12 protein-coding genes and 1 pseudogene are annotated in these 17,049 nt (G+C 72.2%); 9 read left to right on the top strand and 4 right to left on the bottom strand.

Annotation, left to right across the window (positions count from 1 at the left end; all coding sequences use genetic code 11):
• Positions 1-3,249: condensation domain-containing protein (locus tag IG64_RS34795; protein WP_267883426.1), on the bottom strand; the 3,249-nt coding region annotated here is incomplete at its 3' end.
• A gap of 245 nt (positions 3,250-3,494) precedes the next feature.
• Here IG64_RS34795 and IG64_RS43400 point away from each other — a divergent pair.
• Positions 3,495-3,620 (top strand): annotated as a pseudogene (locus IG64_RS43400) (hypothetical protein); the annotation flags it as partial.
• A 165-nt stretch (positions 3,621-3,785) separates the two neighbouring features.
• Here IG64_RS43400 and IG64_RS34790 read toward each other — a convergent pair.
• A complete protein-coding gene (locus IG64_RS34790) occupies positions 3,786-5,249 on the bottom strand; it encodes an alpha/beta hydrolase family esterase (RefSeq protein ID WP_037863851.1) in 1,464 nt (487 codons plus the stop codon).
• 444 nt (positions 5,250-5,693) lie between these two features.
• On the opposite strand from IG64_RS34790, the gene IG64_RS34780 reads away from it, so the two are divergent.
• The 3 genes from IG64_RS34780 (at position 5,694) to IG64_RS34770 (ending at position 10,186) form a co-directional block, all read left to right on the top strand.
• Positions 5,694-6,521, top strand: coding sequence for a 3-hydroxybutyrate dehydrogenase (locus IG64_RS34780; protein WP_037863844.1), 828 nt, complete (start codon positions 5,694-5,696; stop codon positions 6,519-6,521).
• A 168-nt stretch (positions 6,522-6,689) separates the two neighbouring features.
• Positions 6,690-8,087 (top strand): MFS transporter, encoded by a 1,398-nt coding sequence (locus tag IG64_RS34775; protein ID WP_037863842.1) that lies wholly within the window; start codon positions 6,690-6,692, stop codon positions 8,085-8,087.
• A 104-nt stretch (positions 8,088-8,191) separates the two neighbouring features.
• Positions 8,192-10,186 carry a helix-turn-helix domain-containing protein gene (locus IG64_RS34770; protein ID WP_037863841.1) on the top strand — a complete coding sequence of 665 codons (1,995 nt, stop codon included), beginning with the start codon at positions 8,192-8,194 and terminating at the stop codon, positions 10,184-10,186.
• Positions 10,187-10,271: 85 nt separating this feature from the next.
• Here IG64_RS34770 and IG64_RS34765 read toward each other — a convergent pair whose 3' ends face one another.
• Positions 10,272-10,937 carry a 3-oxoacid CoA-transferase subunit B gene (locus tag IG64_RS34765; RefSeq protein ID WP_037863839.1) on the bottom strand — a complete coding sequence of 222 codons (666 nt, stop codon included), beginning with the start codon at positions 10,935-10,937 and terminating at the stop codon, positions 10,272-10,274.
• 2 nt (positions 10,938-10,939) lie between these two features.
• Entirely contained in the window at positions 10,940-11,803 is an 864-nt protein-coding gene (locus IG64_RS34760) for a CoA transferase subunit A (RefSeq protein WP_037863837.1), read from the bottom strand.
• 302 nt (positions 11,804-12,105) lie between these two features.
• Between IG64_RS34760 and IG64_RS34755 the strand changes: the two genes are divergently transcribed.
• The 5 genes from IG64_RS34755 to IG64_RS34735 are packed head-to-tail and all read left to right on the top strand — an operon-like array spanning position 12,106 to position 17,017.
• Positions 12,106-13,338 (top strand): substrate-binding domain-containing protein, encoded by a 1,233-nt coding sequence (locus tag IG64_RS34755; protein WP_051813692.1) that lies wholly within the window; start codon positions 12,106-12,108, stop codon positions 13,336-13,338.
• A gap of 4 nt (positions 13,339-13,342) precedes the next feature.
• Positions 13,343-14,161: an ABC transporter ATP-binding protein gene (locus IG64_RS34750; RefSeq protein ID WP_037863832.1), complete on the top strand. Its 819-nt coding sequence runs from the start codon at positions 13,343-13,345 to the stop codon at positions 14,159-14,161.
• Complete coding sequence (locus IG64_RS34745; protein WP_051813689.1) at positions 14,158-15,009, top strand: ABC transporter ATP-binding protein; 852 nt, start codon at positions 14,158-14,160, stop codon at positions 15,007-15,009. Before IG64_RS34750 ends, IG64_RS34745 begins: the two co-directional genes overlap by 4 nt.
• Complete coding sequence (locus IG64_RS34740) at positions 15,009-15,896, top strand: branched-chain amino acid ABC transporter permease (RefSeq protein ID WP_037863830.1); 888 nt, start codon at positions 15,009-15,011, stop codon at positions 15,894-15,896. The genes IG64_RS34745 and IG64_RS34740 overlap by 1 nt, the downstream gene beginning before the upstream one ends.
• The gene (locus IG64_RS34735; protein WP_037863828.1) at positions 15,893-17,017 is read left to right on the top strand and encodes a branched-chain amino acid ABC transporter permease; all 1,125 of its coding nucleotides are present in this window, start codon (positions 15,893-15,895) and stop codon (positions 17,015-17,017) included. The genes IG64_RS34740 and IG64_RS34735 overlap by 4 nt, the downstream gene beginning before the upstream one ends.
• Positions 17,018-17,049: the final 32 nt, after the last annotated feature.

Raw genomic sequence — 17,049 nt, 5'->3', positions numbered from 1 at the left:
GTCGGCGTAGGGGTCGGCGATGAAGCGCTGTGCGGTGAGTGCGGGGCGGTTGGCGTAGCCGCGGGCGAGTCCGGGGCCGCCGAGGTAGATCTCTCCGGCAACGCCGATGGGTGCCGGTCGCAGTCGTTCGTCGAGGACGTGGAGGCGGACTCCGGGCAGGGGGGTGCCGATGACGGGGATGTCGACGGGGCGGGACAGGTCGTGGCACGTGGCGTCGACCGTCGCTTCGGTAGGACCGTAGAGGTTGAAGACGCGAGTACGCCGCTGGCCGCGCAGCGCCTGCCACAGCGACGGCGAGACCGCCTCACCGCCCACCATGACCATGGACGGCGCCCATGATCCCTCCAGAAGCCCACTGTCCAGCAGGAGTTCGAGCTGCGACGACGTCGTGTCGATGACGTCGATCCGGTGCTCCTGGACGAACCGGACCAGGGCCGAGGGGTCGCGGCGCACGTCCTCGGGCACGATGAACAGCTCGTGCCCGGCCAGCATCCAGCTCAGCTGCTCCACGGACGCGTCGAACGTGAAGGGCGCGGTGAGGGTCACGCGCTGCTTCCTGCCCTCGCGCGGCACGCCCGCGGGATACGGGTCGTGGCCGAGGAAGGTGGTCTGCAGGGTGCTGATGAGGTGGTTCACGGAGCGGTGCTGGACGGCGTCCATGGGCACGTAGACGCCGCCCGCCCGCATCACGGCCAGCAGCGCCACGACGCTGTCGGCGGAGCGCGGCAGGCACACCGCGACCGGCGTCTCGGCGGTGATCCCGAGGCCGGTCAGCGTCCGTGCCAGCGATGCCACCCGAGCGTCCAGCCCGGCGAACGTGAGGTTCGTGTCCCCGTACGCCACAGCGGGCGCGTCCGGCGTCGCCCGCACCACGTCCGCGAACCGCTCGGGGACACCGGCCGGCCCGCCGGGCACCTCCTCCGCTCGCCCGGACCGGCCGAGGAGCATGTGCCGTTCGGCCTCGCCGGACAGCGGCAGCTCGCCGATCGGGTGGCCCGGGTCCGCGGCAGCGGCCCCGAGCAACGTCAGATAGTGGCCGGCCAGCACGTCCATACGGGGACGGTCGAACAGATCGGGGCAGTAGTTCAGGATCCCCCGGTAAGATCCGTCGTCGGTCCGCTTGATGTCCAAGGACAGGTCGAACTGGGAGACGGACTCGGGGACCGGGTACCGCTCCACCTCCGCCCCGGGCAGTCCCGGCCGCGCCGCCGGCGTGCTCAGCAGCTGGAAGGTGACCTGCACGAGGGGGTTGTGGCTGAGGTCCCGCTCGGGTGCGAGCGTCTCGACCAGGGCTTCGAAAGGCAGGTCCTGATGGGCGAAGGCGCCCAGCGCGGCCTCACGCACCTGCTCCAGGAGTTCCCGGAAGGACAGGCCGGCGGCGCAGGTCACGCGCAGGGGGAGTGTGTTGACGAAGAAACCGATCAGGGGTTCCGTCTCGGTGCGGGTGCGCCCCGCCGCCGGCACACCGACCACGATGTCCTCGTGCCCGGCATGCCGCGCCAGCAGTACCTGGAAGGCGCCGAGCAGCGTCATGAACAGGGTGACGCCCTGCTCCCGGCTCAGCTCCTCCAGAGCGGTGACCAGCGCCTCGGGCAGTGCGAACTCGACCGTCTCGCCCCGCTCGGACTGGACGGCGGGACGCGGATGATCCGCGGGCAGCCGCAGCACCGAGGGCGCGCCGTCCAAAGCCCGCTTCCAGTACGCGAGCTGCTCCTCCTGCACCGCGCCGCTCATCCAGTCCCGCTGCCACACGGCGAAGTCGGCGTACTGGACGTCGAGCGGAGCAAGTCCGGCGGGGGCGCCCGTGACGCACTCGCGGTACAGCCGGCCGAGTTCCTCGACAAGCACCCCCACGGACCATGCGTCGGAGACGATGTGGTGCGTGGTGACCACCAGCAGATGCTCGTCGTCCGCCAGCCGGGCCACCACCACACGCAGCAGCGCGCCGTCCTCCAGCCGGAACGGGGTCTGCGCCTCCGCCGCCACCAGCCCGCGCGCCGACTCCTCCCGCTCGGCCAGCGGCAGCGCCGTCAGTTCGACCCGTGTCAGGGCAGCCGCACGCCGCGCGGCCGGGCCGTCCGCGGCATCGATGACCTGGTACGGCACACCGTCCCGCTCGACGAACGCCGTCCGCAGCGTCTCATGCCGTGCGACCAGCATCCGCAGCGCCCGGCGCAGCGCGTCCAGGTCGAGCCGTCCCCGTACGCGGAAGGCGTCGCACAGCGTGTAGAAGGCGCTGTCGGGCATCAACCGGTTCAGGAACCAGAGGCGTTGCTGCGCGAACGACAGCGGCAGCGGCCCGCTCCGGTCCACCGGCCCGAAGGCCGGCTCCTCGCGGCCGTCCTGACCGCCGGCCTGTTCGGCCCGCACCCGGGCGGCCAGCTCCTCGACCGTCGGCGCGTCGAACAGGGCCCGCAGCGGCAGCTCGACACCGAGCAGCTTCCGCAGGCGCGCCACCACCTGGACTGCCATCAGCGACTTGCCGCCCAGGTCGAAGAAGCGGTCCCGCACGCCGACCCGGTCCACGCCCAGCACGGCGCACCAGACCTGCGCCACGACCTCCTCCACCACGTCGCGCGGCGCCTCATGGGCGACCGGCCGGCGTGCGACCTCGTCCGTGTCCAGCACAAGACGATTGCCGGACAGGAGCGGCACGATCAGGTGGAGAAGCTCAGCCCCGGCCGGAACCCCGGCGCCCGGATCGTCGATATAGCGCGCCAAATCGGCGTACGACACTGCCGAATCACCGGTGCTTCCACCGGGATGTGCCGCATAAAGCATGTAGGCGCTTTCCGGCGCGGTCCGTGCTGGACGGCGCAACGGGACAACGGGGGGTGCCTGCGGCTCGTCGTCCAGGAAACAGACGGTTGCGTCGCCGATGAATTCCGGAGCGGCGGCACGGGTGGTGACGAGGACATCGGGGGCCGCACCGGCGAGCATCTCGCGCAGTCGCCCGGCCGGGGAGCGGGGGTCGGCGGGAAGGCACACGGCACCCAGTTTCAGCACCGCACACAGGGTGGCGACGAGGCCGGGATCGCGCGGCAGGACCACCGCCACCAGCGTCGAGGGGCCGGCCCCGGCGGCCGCCAGGCGCGCGGCGATCGCCTCGGCCCGCCGGTTCAGCTCCCCATAACGGATCACGGTTCCCTGGTACAGGACCGCGCTCCGCTCCGGTGCATTCATGGAATGCCGTTCGAAGCCGGCTGCGGCTGCGCTTTGTCCTGCGAATTCGGTGCCTTCGTCCGTCACGATGATCCCCCGCACCGCCGGAAACCGGAAAAACTACAATAGGAATTCAAAGTGCCTGAGATAATTCCCGTCCATGATCTCTACGGGTGCAATGCGAAAAAAGACGCTTTCCAGTCAATGTGCGGCCTCGGGATATGCTGATATGTCTTCCTGTTCTCCCGGGTCGGCCCGTGGCCAAGCGGACCGGAGGGGCCGGTGGAACGGCTGGATTTCATCCCCGGCGGGGCAGGGGCGCCCGGCAGGACCGGACCACGCACGTCGTGGACATCGCCCGGCTGCTGCCCGGGGAGGAACCCCCGCACGGCATGACCGACTTCGGGTACGACGGCCTGTTCACCGCGGAGGGGGCGGTGTTCTGCGGCTATCACGGTATGCGCGCAGCCAGGAAGGCAGCTGACCGGTACGGGGGCGGCCGCCCGGCCGGCGGGCGGCCCTGACATCGTGCTGCGGCCAGTGGGTCCGGCGGATCTGCCGGTGGCCACCAGCGAGGGGCGGCTCGGACGGTTCACGTGGGCGACCGGCAGCCCGTCTGTCGTTCAGCAGCCGGAGTCGGCGATGACGAAGTATCCGGGGCCGGTCTCCTTCAAGGTGTGGGTGACGGCCAGGGTGTACAGGCCCATGTTCTGGTCGGAGCCGTCGGCGTACACGTAGCCGAGGCTCTGGTGGGCGCGGCCGGCCTTGACCTGGTCGTAGTTGTCGGCGGTGTAGCACGCGGGCGCGGGAGCGGAGCCGCTGGTCGTCGCGGTGACCGGTGCGGAGGCGGTGCCCACGGCCCCGGCGGAGTCGACGGCGGCGACGGTGTAGCTGTAGGACGTGCCCGCGGACAGCCCGGTGTCGGTGTAGGAGGTCGCGGTCGGCGAGGCGACCTCGGTGCCGTTGCGGTAGACGTTGTAGGAGGCGGCGCCGCTCACGGCGTTCCAGGACAGTGAGGTGCCGGTGTCGGTCGTCGAGGTGACCGAGACTCCGGAAGGAGCCGGCAGCGAGCCTTCGCCGCCCGAGCTGTCCAGGCCCCAGAACTTCGCGGTGTGGTAGCTGGAGCAGACGGTGTCGAGGTAGTACGTGCCGGTGCTGCCGCACTGGTCCGCGCCGGAACCGGGGTCGACGGCGAGGCCGTGGGCCATCCCGGAGATCGTGAAGAGGGCGACGGCGGGCTTGCCTGTGGCGTCGTCGTAGGTGGTCTCGGTGGTGTTGCCGGGCAGGCCCCGGGTGGCGGACGGTGTCTGGCCGATGCCTCTCACGTCGGTCCACTGGTCGCGCAGTTCGGTGCCGTTGACGGGGGCGACGGTGGTGTCGGAGGAGCCCTGCCAGATCGCGACGCGCGGCCACGGACCGGTGTAGCCGGGGTAGGAGTTGCGGACCTTGTCGCCCCACTGTTTCGCGGTGAGGTTCTGGCTGCCGTACTGGCAGCCGGAGGCCGCGGTCTGCGTGGTGGCGCACTGGGCGGGAAGTCCGGAGTCGACGGCGCCGCCGGCGAACACGTCCGGGTAGTCGGCGAGCAGGTCGGCTGTCATGCCGCCGCCGGCGGAGAGACCGGTGACGAAGATCCGGCTGCGGTCGGAGCCGTACTGGGCCACGGCGGTGTCGACCATCTGCTTGACCGACGCCGCCTCGCCCCTGCCGCGGGTGTCCTTGGCCGAGTCGAACCAGCTGAAGCAGGACAGGCTGTTGTTGGCCGAGCCGGTCTGCGGGTAGACCACGGCGAAGCCCCACTGGTCGGCGAACTTCTGCCAGCCGGAGTGGGCGTGGTAGTCGCTCGCCGACTGGGTGCAGCCGTGCAGGGCGACGACCAGCGGCGCGTTGGCGGGCAGGCCGGCCGGGGCGTACTCGTACATCGCCAGGTTGCCCGGGTTCGAACCGAAGCTGGTGACCTGCTGGAGGGTGCCGGCGGCCGCGGCCGTGCCGGCGAGGGGCGCCATGAGGCTCATGCCGGCGGCGCTGGTGGCGAGTGCGGCGGCCACAGCGGCCCGCCTGAGAACCTTGCGCACGGAGGGGAATGGCATGGGTCAGCTCCAATGAAGGGGGTGGGGGGAGGGCACGCCGTCATGCCACGGCGGCGCGCACGGACGACCGGGCTCGTCCCCTGCCTGTCAGGGCGCGGTGCCGTGCCCCGGCAGGCGACGTTCCGGCTTGCTTACAGCGGACCGTACGACCGGCCGGCCGGCCCGCGACATGGCAGGGATGACCAGCAGCACGGCACCGGGAGTGGCGCGCGCACACATGGTGTGCGCACGCTGGTCGTGCCAGGCGGAAGGCTCCGCGAACGCGGGGACGGCCCGCTTACCCCGGATGCGGGGGACGGCCCGCGTGCACCGGATCGGCCGGGCCGCCGTCGGCTCCGGCAGCGCAGCCCCCTGAGTCGTGGCGCTGGTACCCACCTCGCGCCTTGCAAATATGTCTGCGTCCCACATGTCTCGACCTGGGGTTCCTCCTTACCGTGTTCCCCCATGGAAAGCACCGAGAGCTCCCTGGAGAGTTCGCCCCAGTGCGCCGAGCCCCTCGCCGGTGCCGCGTCCGCCCCGGCCACCACCCGATTCCTCGTCGGCCGCAAGGCCTTGGTCACGGGCGCCGCCAGTGGAATCGGCCGGGCCTGCGCCGAGGGTCTCGCGTCGGCCGGCGCCGAGGTCTATGTCGTGGACCGGGCCGCGGAAGCCGCCAAGGAGGTCGCGGAGGCGATCGGCGGCACCGCTGTGGTCGTCGACCTCTCCGCCGCCGACGCCGTCGACGCACTGCCGGACGACGCCGACATCGTGGTCAACAACGCGGGCCTGCAGCATGTGGCTCCCCTCCACGACTTCCCGCCGGAGCGCTTCACGCTGATACAACGAGTGATGGTGGAGGCGCCGTTCCGGATCCTGCGACGCACCCTGCCGCACATGTACGCCCGCGGATGGGGACGGGTGGTCAACATCTCCTCGGTGCACGGTTTGCGGGCCAGCGCCTACAAGTCGGCGTACGTCACGGCGAAGCACGCCCTGGAGGGGCTGAGCAAGGTGGTCGCCCTGGAGGGCGCCGCGCACGGCGTGACCAGCAACTGCATCAACCCCGGCTATGTCCGCACCCCGCTGGTGGAGGACCAGATCGCCAACCAGGCGGTGGCCCACGGCATCTCGGCGGCGGAGGTGATGGAGAAGGTCTTCCTCGAGCGCACCGCGATCAAGCGGCTGATCGAACCGGCCGAGGTCGCCGCGGCGGCCCTGTGGCTGTGCACCGAGCGCAGCGGATACGTCACGGGCGTCTCCCTTCCCCTGGACGGTGGCTGGACGGCCCACTGACGGACCCGGCCCGGGCGGCCTTCAAGCCGCCGGCGGCGTCACCCGACTCCGGCGGGCGGATCACCGGGACAGCATCCGTCCGCCGGCCCCAGTGCCACACCCCTTTCCCGGCAGGTTCCACCCGCCTCGGCCGGGCCCGCTCATCCCTCACTCCGAAACGGTGACATCATGCCCAGCGCTCACAACGTCGTGAACGAATCAGGCGCCCCGCGAACACCGGGCGGCCTGCCCAAGATCGTCGTGGCCAGCCTCATCGGCACCACCATCGAGTGGTACGACTACTTCCTCTACGGGTCCGCCGCCGCCCTGGTCTTCGGGCGCGTGTTCTTCCCCGACTCCGATCCGCTGACCGGGACCCTGCTCTCCTTCCTCACCTACGCCATCGGCTTCGCCGCCCGGCCGCTCGGCGCCGTGGTGTTCGGGCACTTCGGCGACCGCGTCGGGCGCAAGAAGCTCCTGGTGATCAGCCTGCTGATGATGGGCGGCTCCACCGCGCTGATCGGCTGCGTGCCCGGCTACGACACCATAGGCGTCGCCGCCCCGCTGCTGCTGACCACCCTGCGGCTGGTCCAGGGCTTCGCGCTCGGCGGCGAGTGGGGCGGCGCGGTGCTGCTGGTGTCCGAGCACGGCGACGCCCGGCGGCGCGGATTCTGGGCGTCCTGGCCACAGGGCGGCGCCCCGGCAGGCAACCTGGTCGCCGTCGGCGTCCTGTCCCTGATGACCGGAACGCTCAGCGACGACGCCTTCGACTCCTGGGGCTGGCGCGTGCCGTTCCTGCTCTCCGCGGTGCTGGTCATGATCGGGCTGTGGATCCGGCTGTCCGTCGACGAGTCGCCCCTGTTCAAAGAGGCACTGGCCAAGGCCGAGCAGCGCGAGGCCCGGCAGAAGAAGGACCAACTGCCCTTCGTCGCCGTGCTGCGCCACCACTGGCGCGACGTCCTGGTCGCGATGGGCGCCCGGATGGCCGAGAACATCTCCTACTACGTGATCACCGCCTTCGTCCTCACCTACTGCGTCGAGCACCTCCACATCGGCAAGCAGACCGCCCTCAACGCGGTCCTGATCGGCTCCGCCGTGCAGTTCTGCCTGATCCCGCTGTTCGGCGCCCTCTCCGACAAGGTCGGCCGCAAGCCGGTCTACCTGGTGGGCGCGGTCGGCGTCGGCGCATGGTCCTGGGCCTTCTTCGGCCTGCTGGACACCAAGTCCTTCCCCGCACTCGTCCTGGCCGTCACCGTCGGCCTCGTCTTCCACAGCGCCATGTACGCACCGCAGGCGGCCTTCTTCTCCGAACTGTTCGCCACCCGGATGCGCTACACCGGCGCCTCCATCGGCGCCCAGCTCTCCTCAGTGGCCGCCGGCGCGCCCGCCCCGCTGATCGCCACAGCGCTGCTCGGCTCCTACGGCAGCTCCGTCCCGATCTCGGTCTACGTCGCCCTGTCCGCCGTGATCACCGTCGTCGCCGTCGCCGTCGCCCGGGAGACCCGAGGCAGCGACCTGGCCGCCGTCGAACCGGACGAGGACACCCCACGGGCCGCCGCGGACCGGCAGACGTCCCCTGCCGGCTGACAGCCGAGGGCCGGGTGCCTGACCAGGGACTGCGTCCGTCCGGTCAGGCACCCGGACGTCCTTTCACGTCACATCCCCGCCAACTCCCCACCGACGGTCCGCCCATGCCAGACAAGACCCCGTCCATAGCCTTCCACCTGCGTCGGCTGTTCGAACTCCTCGCCGCGGACGCCCCGCCCGGCGACTTCGGCGCCGTCGTCACCGCGGCGCGCCGCGGCGGCGCCGATCCCCGGGACGTCACGGAGGTCGAGCAGGCCGCCGCCGCGGCGCTGCGCGTGCGCGGCACACTGCGCCAGCACCGGCGGCGGGAGGCGGAGCTGACCGCCCTTTTCGACACCGCCGGCGACCTCGCGGCACTGCGCGACCTGGACGCCGTACTGCGCTCGATCGTCCGGCGTGCCCGGATGCTGCTCGGCACCGACACCGCCTACCTCACCCTCCCCGACGAGGCGGCAGGGGACACCTACATGCGGGTCACCGACGGCTCGGTGTCCGAGCTGTTCCAGAACCTGCGGCTCCAGCTCGGCGAGGGCCTGGGCGGGCTGGTCGCGCAGACCGCGCGCCCCTACGCCTCGCCGGACTACCGCACCGACGAGCGCTTCCGCCACACCGGCAGCATCGACGCCGGTGTCCTGGACGAGGGTCTGGTCGCCATCCTGGGCGTGCCGCTGCTGCTGGGGTCCGGCAGCGGCGGCAAGGTCATCGGCGCGCTCTTCGCCGCCGACCGCGCGCCCCGGACCTTCTCGCCCGACGAGGTCGCCCTGTTGTGCTCGCTGGCCGACCACGCCGCCATCGCCATCGACACCGCGAAGGCCATGGCCGACGCACGCGCCGCGCTGGCCGAACTGGCCGAGGCCAACGCCGTGATCCGCGAGCACTCCGCGGCCGTGCAGCGGGCCGAGGAGTCCCACGACCGGCTCACCGACCTGGTGCTGCGCGGCGGTGACGTCCCGGAGGTGGCTGCCGCTGTCGCCGGTCTGCTGCAGGGGGAGGTCACCGTCCACGACAGCGCCGGATGGCCGCTCACCGCGACCGTCCGTGACGGCGGCCCGGGCGGCGGAGGCGCGGGAGCCGGGGGCCAGGGGAGCGACGCCCGCACGGCCGCCTCGCTGGTGGCCGCCGCCGAGGAGTCGCGCGCCACGGCTCACGCGGTGCTGCGCGACGGACGCTGGGTGTGCGCGGTACTGGCAGGGCAGGAGCTGCTGGGCAGCCTGGCGCTGCACGGCCGGCCGGACCTGGACGGCCCCGACAGGCGCCTGTTCGAGCGCAGCGGTGTGGTCACGGCACTGCTGCTCCTGCTGCGGCGCTCGGTCGCCGAGACCGAGAACCGGGTCCGGGGCGACCTGATGACCGATCTGCTCAACGCACCCGACCGGGACCCCGTCGGCCTCGTGGACCGTGGCCGTCGTCTGGGCGTCGAACTGAACCGGCCCCATCTGCTGGTGGTCGCCGAGGCCGGTGCCGCGGTCCGGGAGCGGCTCGCGGGCGCCGCCCTGCAGTACGTGTTCGGCAGCGGCAGTGTCACCACCGAACACGCCGGCACGGTGGTGATGCTGCTTCCCCATGACGGCGACGGGCCGGGCGAGGCCGCCCGTGCTGCCGCCGGACAGCTCACCCAACTGATCGGCGCCCCGGTCACGGTGGCCGGCGCCGGGCCCGCCGCCGGGCCGAGGGCGATCGCGGACGCTTACGCCGAGGCGGCGCGCTGTCTGCGCGCCCTGCGGGTCCTCGCCCGTGACGGCACCGGCGCGTGCGCGGCCGAACTCGGCTTCCTCGGCGTGCTGCTGGGCAAGGACCACGACGTGGAGGGGTTCGTCCAGGCCGCTCTCGGGCCGCTGCTGGAGTACGACGCCCAGCGCGGCACCCAGCTGGTCCGCACCCTGCACGCCTACTTCGGCTGCGGCGGAAGCCTGACCCGGGCCAAGGAAGAGCTGCACGTGCACGTCAACACGGTCGTGCAGCGGCTGGACCGCGTCCAGGCGCTGCTGGGACCCGACTGGAACAGCCCCGAGCAAGCCCTGGAACTGCAACTCGCCCTGCGACTGCACCTGCTGTGGAGCGACCGACACCTAGGACACGCCTCGTGGCGGGGCCTGTGAGGAAGCCCGCCGCGGCGCAGCCCTGTCGGACCGCGCAGGCCGTGCTCGGTCGGACAGGCCGCGCTCCGTCGAACGGACGAGACGCCTACGCGCGCACCGGCTGATCCCCGGCCGCACGGTCCTGGACCAGAAGCGGGGCGGCAGTGGCGGCCGCGACCTCTTCCTCCGTGACGCCGGGAGCGGTCTCAACCAGCCGCAGTCCCCCGGGAGTCACGTCGATGACGGCCAGGTCGGTGATGATCCGGTGGACGGCGTGGCGGCCCGTGGCGGGCAGGGTCAGCTCCTCGACGATCTTGGGCGACCCGTCCTTGGCTGTGTGCTCCATGACCACGATCAGCCGGCGCGCGCCGTGGACCAGGTCCATCGCCCCGCCCATCCCCTTGACCATCTTCCCCGGGATCATCCAGTTGGCCAGGTCGCCACCGGCCGACACCTGCATGCCGCCGAGCACCGACACGTCGATCCGGCCGGCCCTGATCATGCCGAACGAGAACGCCGAGTCGAAATACGACGTCCCGGGAACGGTGGTCACCGTCTCCTTCCCGGCGTTGACCAGATCAGGGTGCTCCTCGCCGGCGTACGGGTAGGGGCCGACCCCCAGGATGCCGTTCTCCGAGTGCAGCACCACGTGCACACCCTCGGGCAGGTGATCGGGGATGAGCGTGGGCAGGCCGATGCCCAGGTTGACGTACTGGCCGTCACGCAGTTCCCGCGCGGCACGGGCGGCGAGCTGGTCCCGGTCGAGCGGCATCGTCAGTTCTCCTCGGTGGCGGTGGCGGTGGCGGTGGCGGTGGCGGTGGCGGTGGTGGCGGCGGGGCGCTTGGCGGTCGTACCGCTGTGAGCGTCGCCGCCCGCGGAGGCGGCCCGCGCCGGACGCACGGTACGCCGCTCGATACGCTTGTCCAGCGACGGGTCGGCGGCGACCACCCGGTCCACGTAGACACCCGGCAGGTGGACGGCGTCCGGCGGCAACTCGCCCGCCTCGACGATGCGTTCGGCCTCGACCACGGTGAACCGCCCCGCCATCGCGCACAGCGGGTTGAAGTTGCGTGCCGCCGCGTGGAAGACGCAGTTGCCGTGCCGGTCGGCGGCCTCGGCCCGAACCAGCCCGAAGTCGGCCGTGACGGCCTCCTCCAGCACATGGAGGCGACCGCCGAACTCCCGCACCTCCTTGGGCGGCGAGGCCACCGCGACGCTGCCGTCGGGGGCGTAGCGCCAGGGCAGGCCGCCTGACTCGACCTGCGTGCCCACGCCGGCCGGTGTGTAGAACGCCGGGATGCCCGCACCGCCGGCCCGCAGCCGCTCGGCCAGTGTGCCCTGCGGCGTCAGTTCCACCTCCAGCTCACCGGCGAGGTACTGGCGGGCGAACTCCTTGTTCTCGCCGACGTAGGAGGAGGTCATCCGGGCGATCCGGCCCGCTCTCAGCAGCAGGCCCAGCCCCCAGTCGTCCACGCCGCAGTTGTTCGAGACCACCCGCAGACCGGACGTACCGGCCTCGACGAGCGCGCCGATCAGCGTCGACGGGATGCCGCACAGGCCGAAACCGCCCACAGCGAGCACCGCGCCGTCGGGGACGTCCGCCACCGCCTGTGCGGCCGAGTCCACCACCTTGTCCATGCTGTTCCCTTCCCCGTCGGGGATCCGTTCTGTCTGCCGGACAGGTCACCGCCCGACTGGCGGGGGAGACCGGTGGCCCTCACCTTTGCGGCAGGCGCCGTTCCCGGCCATGTGTGCCATCACCATGACTGCGCTTCCATCAACGGTGGTCGACACCATGCCGTCCGTCGCACAGCGCTCCTATCGTTCCGGCCAACCACCCACCGCGATCGCATCGCCGCGGACTGCGGAACGCCGCTCCTCGACGGAAGAGGGCGCCCGGACCGCCGCGTGCGGGCGACACCTCTCAGGAGCCGGCCATCATGCGTTCTCACACTCCGGGCACCGTCAGAAGCAGATCGGTGCCGATCCTCGCGCTCGTCGCGGCGGGCGCCCTGGTCACCGGCTGCTCCTCGGCCGGCACCGCCGGCACCGCCTCCGCCGGCGACAAGGCGTCCGGCCCGGTCGAGGTCGGTCTGGTCTACTCCCGCAGCGGGCTGCTGGCCACCTACGGCAAGCAGTACGAACAGGGCTTCAAGGCGGGTCTCGCCTACGCCACGCACGGCACCGGCAAGGCCGGCGGTCACCCGATCGAGGTCACCGAGCAGGACGACGCGGGCGACCCGGCGAAGGCGGTGGCCGCGACCAAGACACTCGTCGGCAAGGGCTACAAGATCATCGCCGGGACCACCGACTCCGGAGTGGCCCTGCAGATGGCGCCGCTGGCCGAGCAGAACAAGGTGCTGTACGTCAGCGGCCCCGCCGCCACCGACGCGCTCACCGGAATCAACACCTACACCTTCCGCTCCGGCCGCCAGTCCTATCAGGACACCCTGACCGCCGGCTCGCTGCTCGGCGACCCGAAGGGCAAGAAGGTCACCGTGCTGGCCCAGAACTCGGCGTTCGGGCAGGCCAACGTGGCCGCGGTGAAGGCCGTGCTCGGCGCGAAGGGCGCGCGGGTCGGCTCCGTGCTGGCTCCGCCGAGCGCCACCGACCTCACCCCGTTCGCCCGCCAGACCGAGGCGGGCAAGCCCGACCTGGTGTTCGTCGCCTGGGCGGGCGCCACCGCACCCGCGCTGTGGACCGCGCTGAACCAGCAGGGCGTGCTCGACACCGGAAAGGTCGTCACCGGGCTCGCCGGCACCGCCTCGTACCCGGTCTTCGGTGCGGCGGGCGCCAAGGTGTCCTTCCTCGCCCACTACTTCCCGGGCGCCGGCGGCGGCAACCCGGTGGAGAAGGCGATGCTCGACGGCATCACCAAGGCCGGCGGCACCCCCGACCTGTTCAGCCCCGACGGCTTCACCGCCGCCCAGATGGTCGTCCACGCCATCGAATCCGGCAGCGCCACCGACACCTCCGCCATGGTCAAGGCGCTGGAGGGCTGGAGCTTCGACGGACCCAAGGGCAGGGAGCAGATCCGCGCCGAGGACCACGCCCTGCTCCAGCCCATGTTCACGGCGAAGCTGAAGGGCGCGGGCGCCGCCGCGGAACCGCAACTGGTCGACAGCGTGGAGAGGGCGGCGGTCGCACCTCCCGTGAAGAAGGCGGCGGGCTGAACCGATGACCGATCCGAACACGGCGCCGCCGCGCGCCGGCGGGGCCCCGGCCGCCGGTGAGGCCGCCGCCCCGCCGGCGCCCGCACCCGTCCTCGCACTGCGAGACGTCGGCTGGAGCGTCGGCGGCGCCACCATCGTCGACTCCGTCACCTTCGACGTCCACGAAGGCGAGTTCCTGGCATTCATCGGCCCCAACGGCGCCGGGAAGTCCTCCCTGTTCAACTTGATCAGCGGCCTCAACCCGGCCACGCGCGGCACGATCGAGCTGGACGCCACCGACATCACCACGGAGGCCGCCTACGCCCGCGCCCGCCGCGGCCTGGGACGCACCTTCCAGACCTCCAGCCTGTGGCCGGGCATGACGGTCGCCGAGCACGTGCGGCTGGCCGCCCAAGCGGCCGGAGGCGGCTCGTACCGCGTCTGGCGGCGCGCCGACACCTACGCCGAGCCGGTCACCCGCGTGCTGGCACGCACCGAACTGGCCCACCGCGCCGACACCCCCGCCGACTCCCTCTCGCACGGCGAGAAACGCAAACTGGAGCTCGCGGTCCTGCTCGTCGGCGAACCCCGGCTGATGCTGCTGGACGAACCCATGGCGGGCGTGAGCGCCGAGGAGGTGCCCGCCCTGACCGAGCTGATCCGCTCGCTGCACCGCGAAGAGGGCCGCACGGTACTCATGGTCGAGCACCACATGGACATCCTGCTGGGCCTGGCCGACCGGCTCGCCGTCATGCACCACGGCACGCTGCTCGCCCTGGACACGCCCAAGGCCGTGATGGCCGACCCCACCGTGCAGCAGGCCTACCTCGGGGAGGCGGTGTGACCACCCCCGCGGCACCCCGCGCGAACGCGCCGGCGGCACCGCTGCTCACCGTGCGCGGCCTGCGCGTCGTCATCGGCGGCCGGCACATCCTGCACGGCGTCGACCTCGACGTGGCGGCCGGCGGAACCACCGCACTGCTCGGCCGCAACGGCGCCGGCAAGACCACCACCGTGCGCGGCATCCTCGGTCTCGTCCCGCGCACCGGCAGCGTCGTGCTTGCCGGAAAGGAGACGGTACGCCTCCCCACCCACGCCCTGGTGTGCCGCGGCGTGGGCTACGCCCCCGAGGACCGGGGTGTCTTCGCCGCCCTCACCGTGGCCGAGAACCTGCGCCTGGCCGAGCGCCCCGGAGCCGGCGAACCCGCCTACGGCCTGGTGCACGAACTCTTCCCCGAGCTCAAGCAGCGCGCCCGGCAGGCCGCCGGCACCCTCTCCGGCGGCCAGCAGCAGATGGTCGCCATCGCCCGCACCCTCCTCAACGGCAACCGGCTGATCATCGCCGACGAACCCACCAAGGGCCTGGCGCCCAAGGTCGTCACCGAGGTCGCCCAGGTGCTGGAACGTGCGGCCGAGGCCGTGCCCGTACTGCTCGTGGAGCAGAACCTCGCCCTGGTGCGCCGCCTCGCCCGGCACTGCGCGGTGCTGGCGGACGGCCGCACCGCGCACCAGGGTCCCGCCACCGATCTCCTCGCCGACCCCGAGGCGACCCGCAACCTCCTCGGTGTCGGACACCGCGCAGCAGGCGGCCAGGGGGCCCAAGAGCATGCCGGGGCCCGCGCTCCGTCCCCCGCCGCACCAGCACACACCGCGGCACACCCCGCCGCCCGGACCACGGAGGCGGACGCCTGATGTCCACCATCGTTCTGCTCACCCTGACCGGACTCGGCCTGGGCGCACTGTACTTCCTGGTCGCCTCGGGCCTCTCCCTCATCTTCGGCCTGATGGACGTGCTCAACTTCGCCCACGGCGCCCTCATGTGCATCGGCGCGTACGGCACCTGGTGGGCGGCCTCCGGGCACCTGCCTGGCGCGGGACGCGGAGGCGCCGGCTTCGTCCTCGCGGTGGTCTTCGGTACCGCCGTCGGCACCCTGGCCGCGGTCCTGCTCGAACTCGCCGTCATCCGCCCGCTGTACATGCGCCCCCGGGAGCAGATCCTTGCAACGGTCGGCATCGGACTGGCCGTACCGGCCTTGTTGTCCGCGATCTGGGGCGCCGATGCCCGGCCCTTCCCCGGACCGCAGGCGCTGTCCGGTACCTTCGCGCTGCTGGGAGCCGACGTACCGCTGAACCGCCTGGTGCTGATCGCCGCCGCCCTCGCGGTCCTCGCCGTGCTCAAGCTGTTCCTCGGCCGCACCCGGCACGGCCTCGTGGTCCGCGCGGGCGTCGAGGACCGGGCCATGGTCACCGCGCTCGGCATCGACGTACGCAAGGCCTTCACGCTGGTCTTCGCCATCGGCGGTGCGGCGGCGGCCCTCGGCGGTGCCGTCGGCGGCCTCTACTTCGGCTCGGTCGACCCCGGCCAGGGCACCTCCCTGCTGATCTTCGCCTTCGTGGTCGTCGTGATGGGCGGCATGGGCTCGCTCACCGGCGCCGCGCTCGCCTCGGTCGCGGTGGGCCTCGTCCAGCAGTTCGCCAACTACTACACCAGTGCCGGACTCGGCGACCTCGCCGTCGTCGTCCTGCTCGCCGCCCTGCTGCTCGTCCGGCCGCGTGGGCTCACCGGGAGACTCGCATGACCACCGCCACCCAGCCGCGCGGCGAGACCCGCACGGCGGAGAACCCCCGCGCAGGCCGTACCGAACGGCTGCGCCGGGCCACCCGCTGGTGGCCGGCCCTGCCGCTGGTGCTGCTGCTCATCGCCCCTTACAGCGCTCTGCCGCTCCCCGGCCTGCTGGACGGACCCATCGGCAGCCCCGGCAACCTCCAACTCCTCGCGCTGTGCCTGCTCTTCGGGGGCCTGGCCACCGGCTACGACCTCCTGCTGGGCCGCACCGGACTGCTCTCCTTCGGTCACGCCCTCTACTTCGCCGCCGGCACCTACGTCACCAACACCGTGATGCTGGAGGCGGGCCTGCCGTTCGCCCTCTCCGCACTGCTCGGCCTGCTCGCCGGGGTGGCGCTGTCCGCCCTGCTGGGAGCGGTCAGCCTGCGGGTCGGCGGCATCGGATTCTCCATGGTGACGCTTGCCTTCGCGCAGGCCGGCTCGATCCTGGTCCAGCGTGACCCCGGCGGCGTCACCGGCGGAGAGGAGGGCAGGGCCGCCCCCGCCGGCAAGATGCCCGCCTTCCTCGTCGGCATCGAACACACCGCCGACCTGTACTGGATCGCGCTGGCCTACCTCGTAGTGGTGCTGCTCGTCGTCGACTGGGCGGTCCGCTCACCCACCGGGCGGGTCTGGGAGGGCATCAAGGAGAACGAGCGCCGCGTCGAAGTGCTCGGCCTGCACCCCTACGGCTTCAAACTGACCGCCTTCGTCCTCGCCGGCACTCTGGCCGCGCTCGGCGGCATCGTCTATCTGCTGCTGACCGGCGGCGCCACCCCGCGGACCACCACCTCCGACTTCACCCTGTCCCTGCTGGTGATGGTGGTACTGGGCGGCTCCGGCACCCGCTGGGGCCCCATGGCCGGCGGCATCCTCTACACCTGGGCCGACCACCGGCTCGGCGACCTGGCCAACTCCGGTGCCGTCGCCGGCCTGCCCGCCGCGCTGCGGGTACCGCTCTCCCAGCCACTGTTCCTGCTCGGCGCGCTGTTCGTCGCGGTGATATACCTGCTGCCCGGCGGCATGGCCCGGCTGCCGGCGCGGCTGCGCGCCGCACGCACCACCACAGCCCGCAAGGAGGCGGCCAACCCGTGAACCGAGCAACGAGCGACGAGCACGAGGCGACG

This window comes from Streptomyces sp. NRRL S-340 (assembly GCF_000720185.1).
In the GTDB taxonomy this organism is placed as follows: domain Bacteria; phylum Actinomycetota; class Actinomycetes; order Streptomycetales; family Streptomycetaceae; genus Streptomyces.
Note: the sequence above shows the minus strand (reverse complement) of the source record. Positions and strands in the feature narration are given on the sequence as shown.

Excerpts from the sequence above, each read along its gene's own strand:
- IG64_RS34790 (WP_037863851.1), bottom strand. The coding sequence starts at position 5,249 with ATGCCATTCCCCTCCGTGCGCAAGGTTCTCAGGCGGGCCGCTGTGGCC.
- IG64_RS34780 (WP_037863844.1), top strand. The coding sequence starts at position 5,694 with ATGGAAAGCACCGAGAGCTCCCTGGAGAGTTCGCCCCAGTGCGCCGAG.
- IG64_RS34775 (WP_037863842.1), top strand. The coding sequence starts at position 6,690 with ATGCCCAGCGCTCACAACGTCGTGAACGAATCAGGCGCCCCGCGAACA.
- IG64_RS34770 (WP_037863841.1), top strand. The coding sequence starts at position 8,192 with ATGCCAGACAAGACCCCGTCCATAGCCTTCCACCTGCGTCGGCTGTTC.
- IG64_RS34765 (WP_037863839.1), bottom strand. The coding sequence starts at position 10,937 with ATGCCGCTCGACCGGGACCAGCTCGCCGCCCGTGCCGCGCGGGAACTG.
- IG64_RS34760 (WP_037863837.1), bottom strand. The coding sequence starts at position 11,803 with ATGGACAAGGTGGTGGACTCGGCCGCACAGGCGGTGGCGGACGTCCCC.
- IG64_RS34755 (WP_051813692.1), top strand. The coding sequence starts at position 12,106 with ATGCGTTCTCACACTCCGGGCACCGTCAGAAGCAGATCGGTGCCGATC.
- IG64_RS34750 (WP_037863832.1), top strand. The coding sequence starts at position 13,343 with ATGACCGATCCGAACACGGCGCCGCCGCGCGCCGGCGGGGCCCCGGCC.
- IG64_RS34740 (WP_037863830.1), top strand. The coding sequence starts at position 15,009 with ATGTCCACCATCGTTCTGCTCACCCTGACCGGACTCGGCCTGGGCGCA.
- IG64_RS34735 (WP_037863828.1), top strand. The coding sequence starts at position 15,893 with ATGACCACCGCCACCCAGCCGCGCGGCGAGACCCGCACGGCGGAGAAC.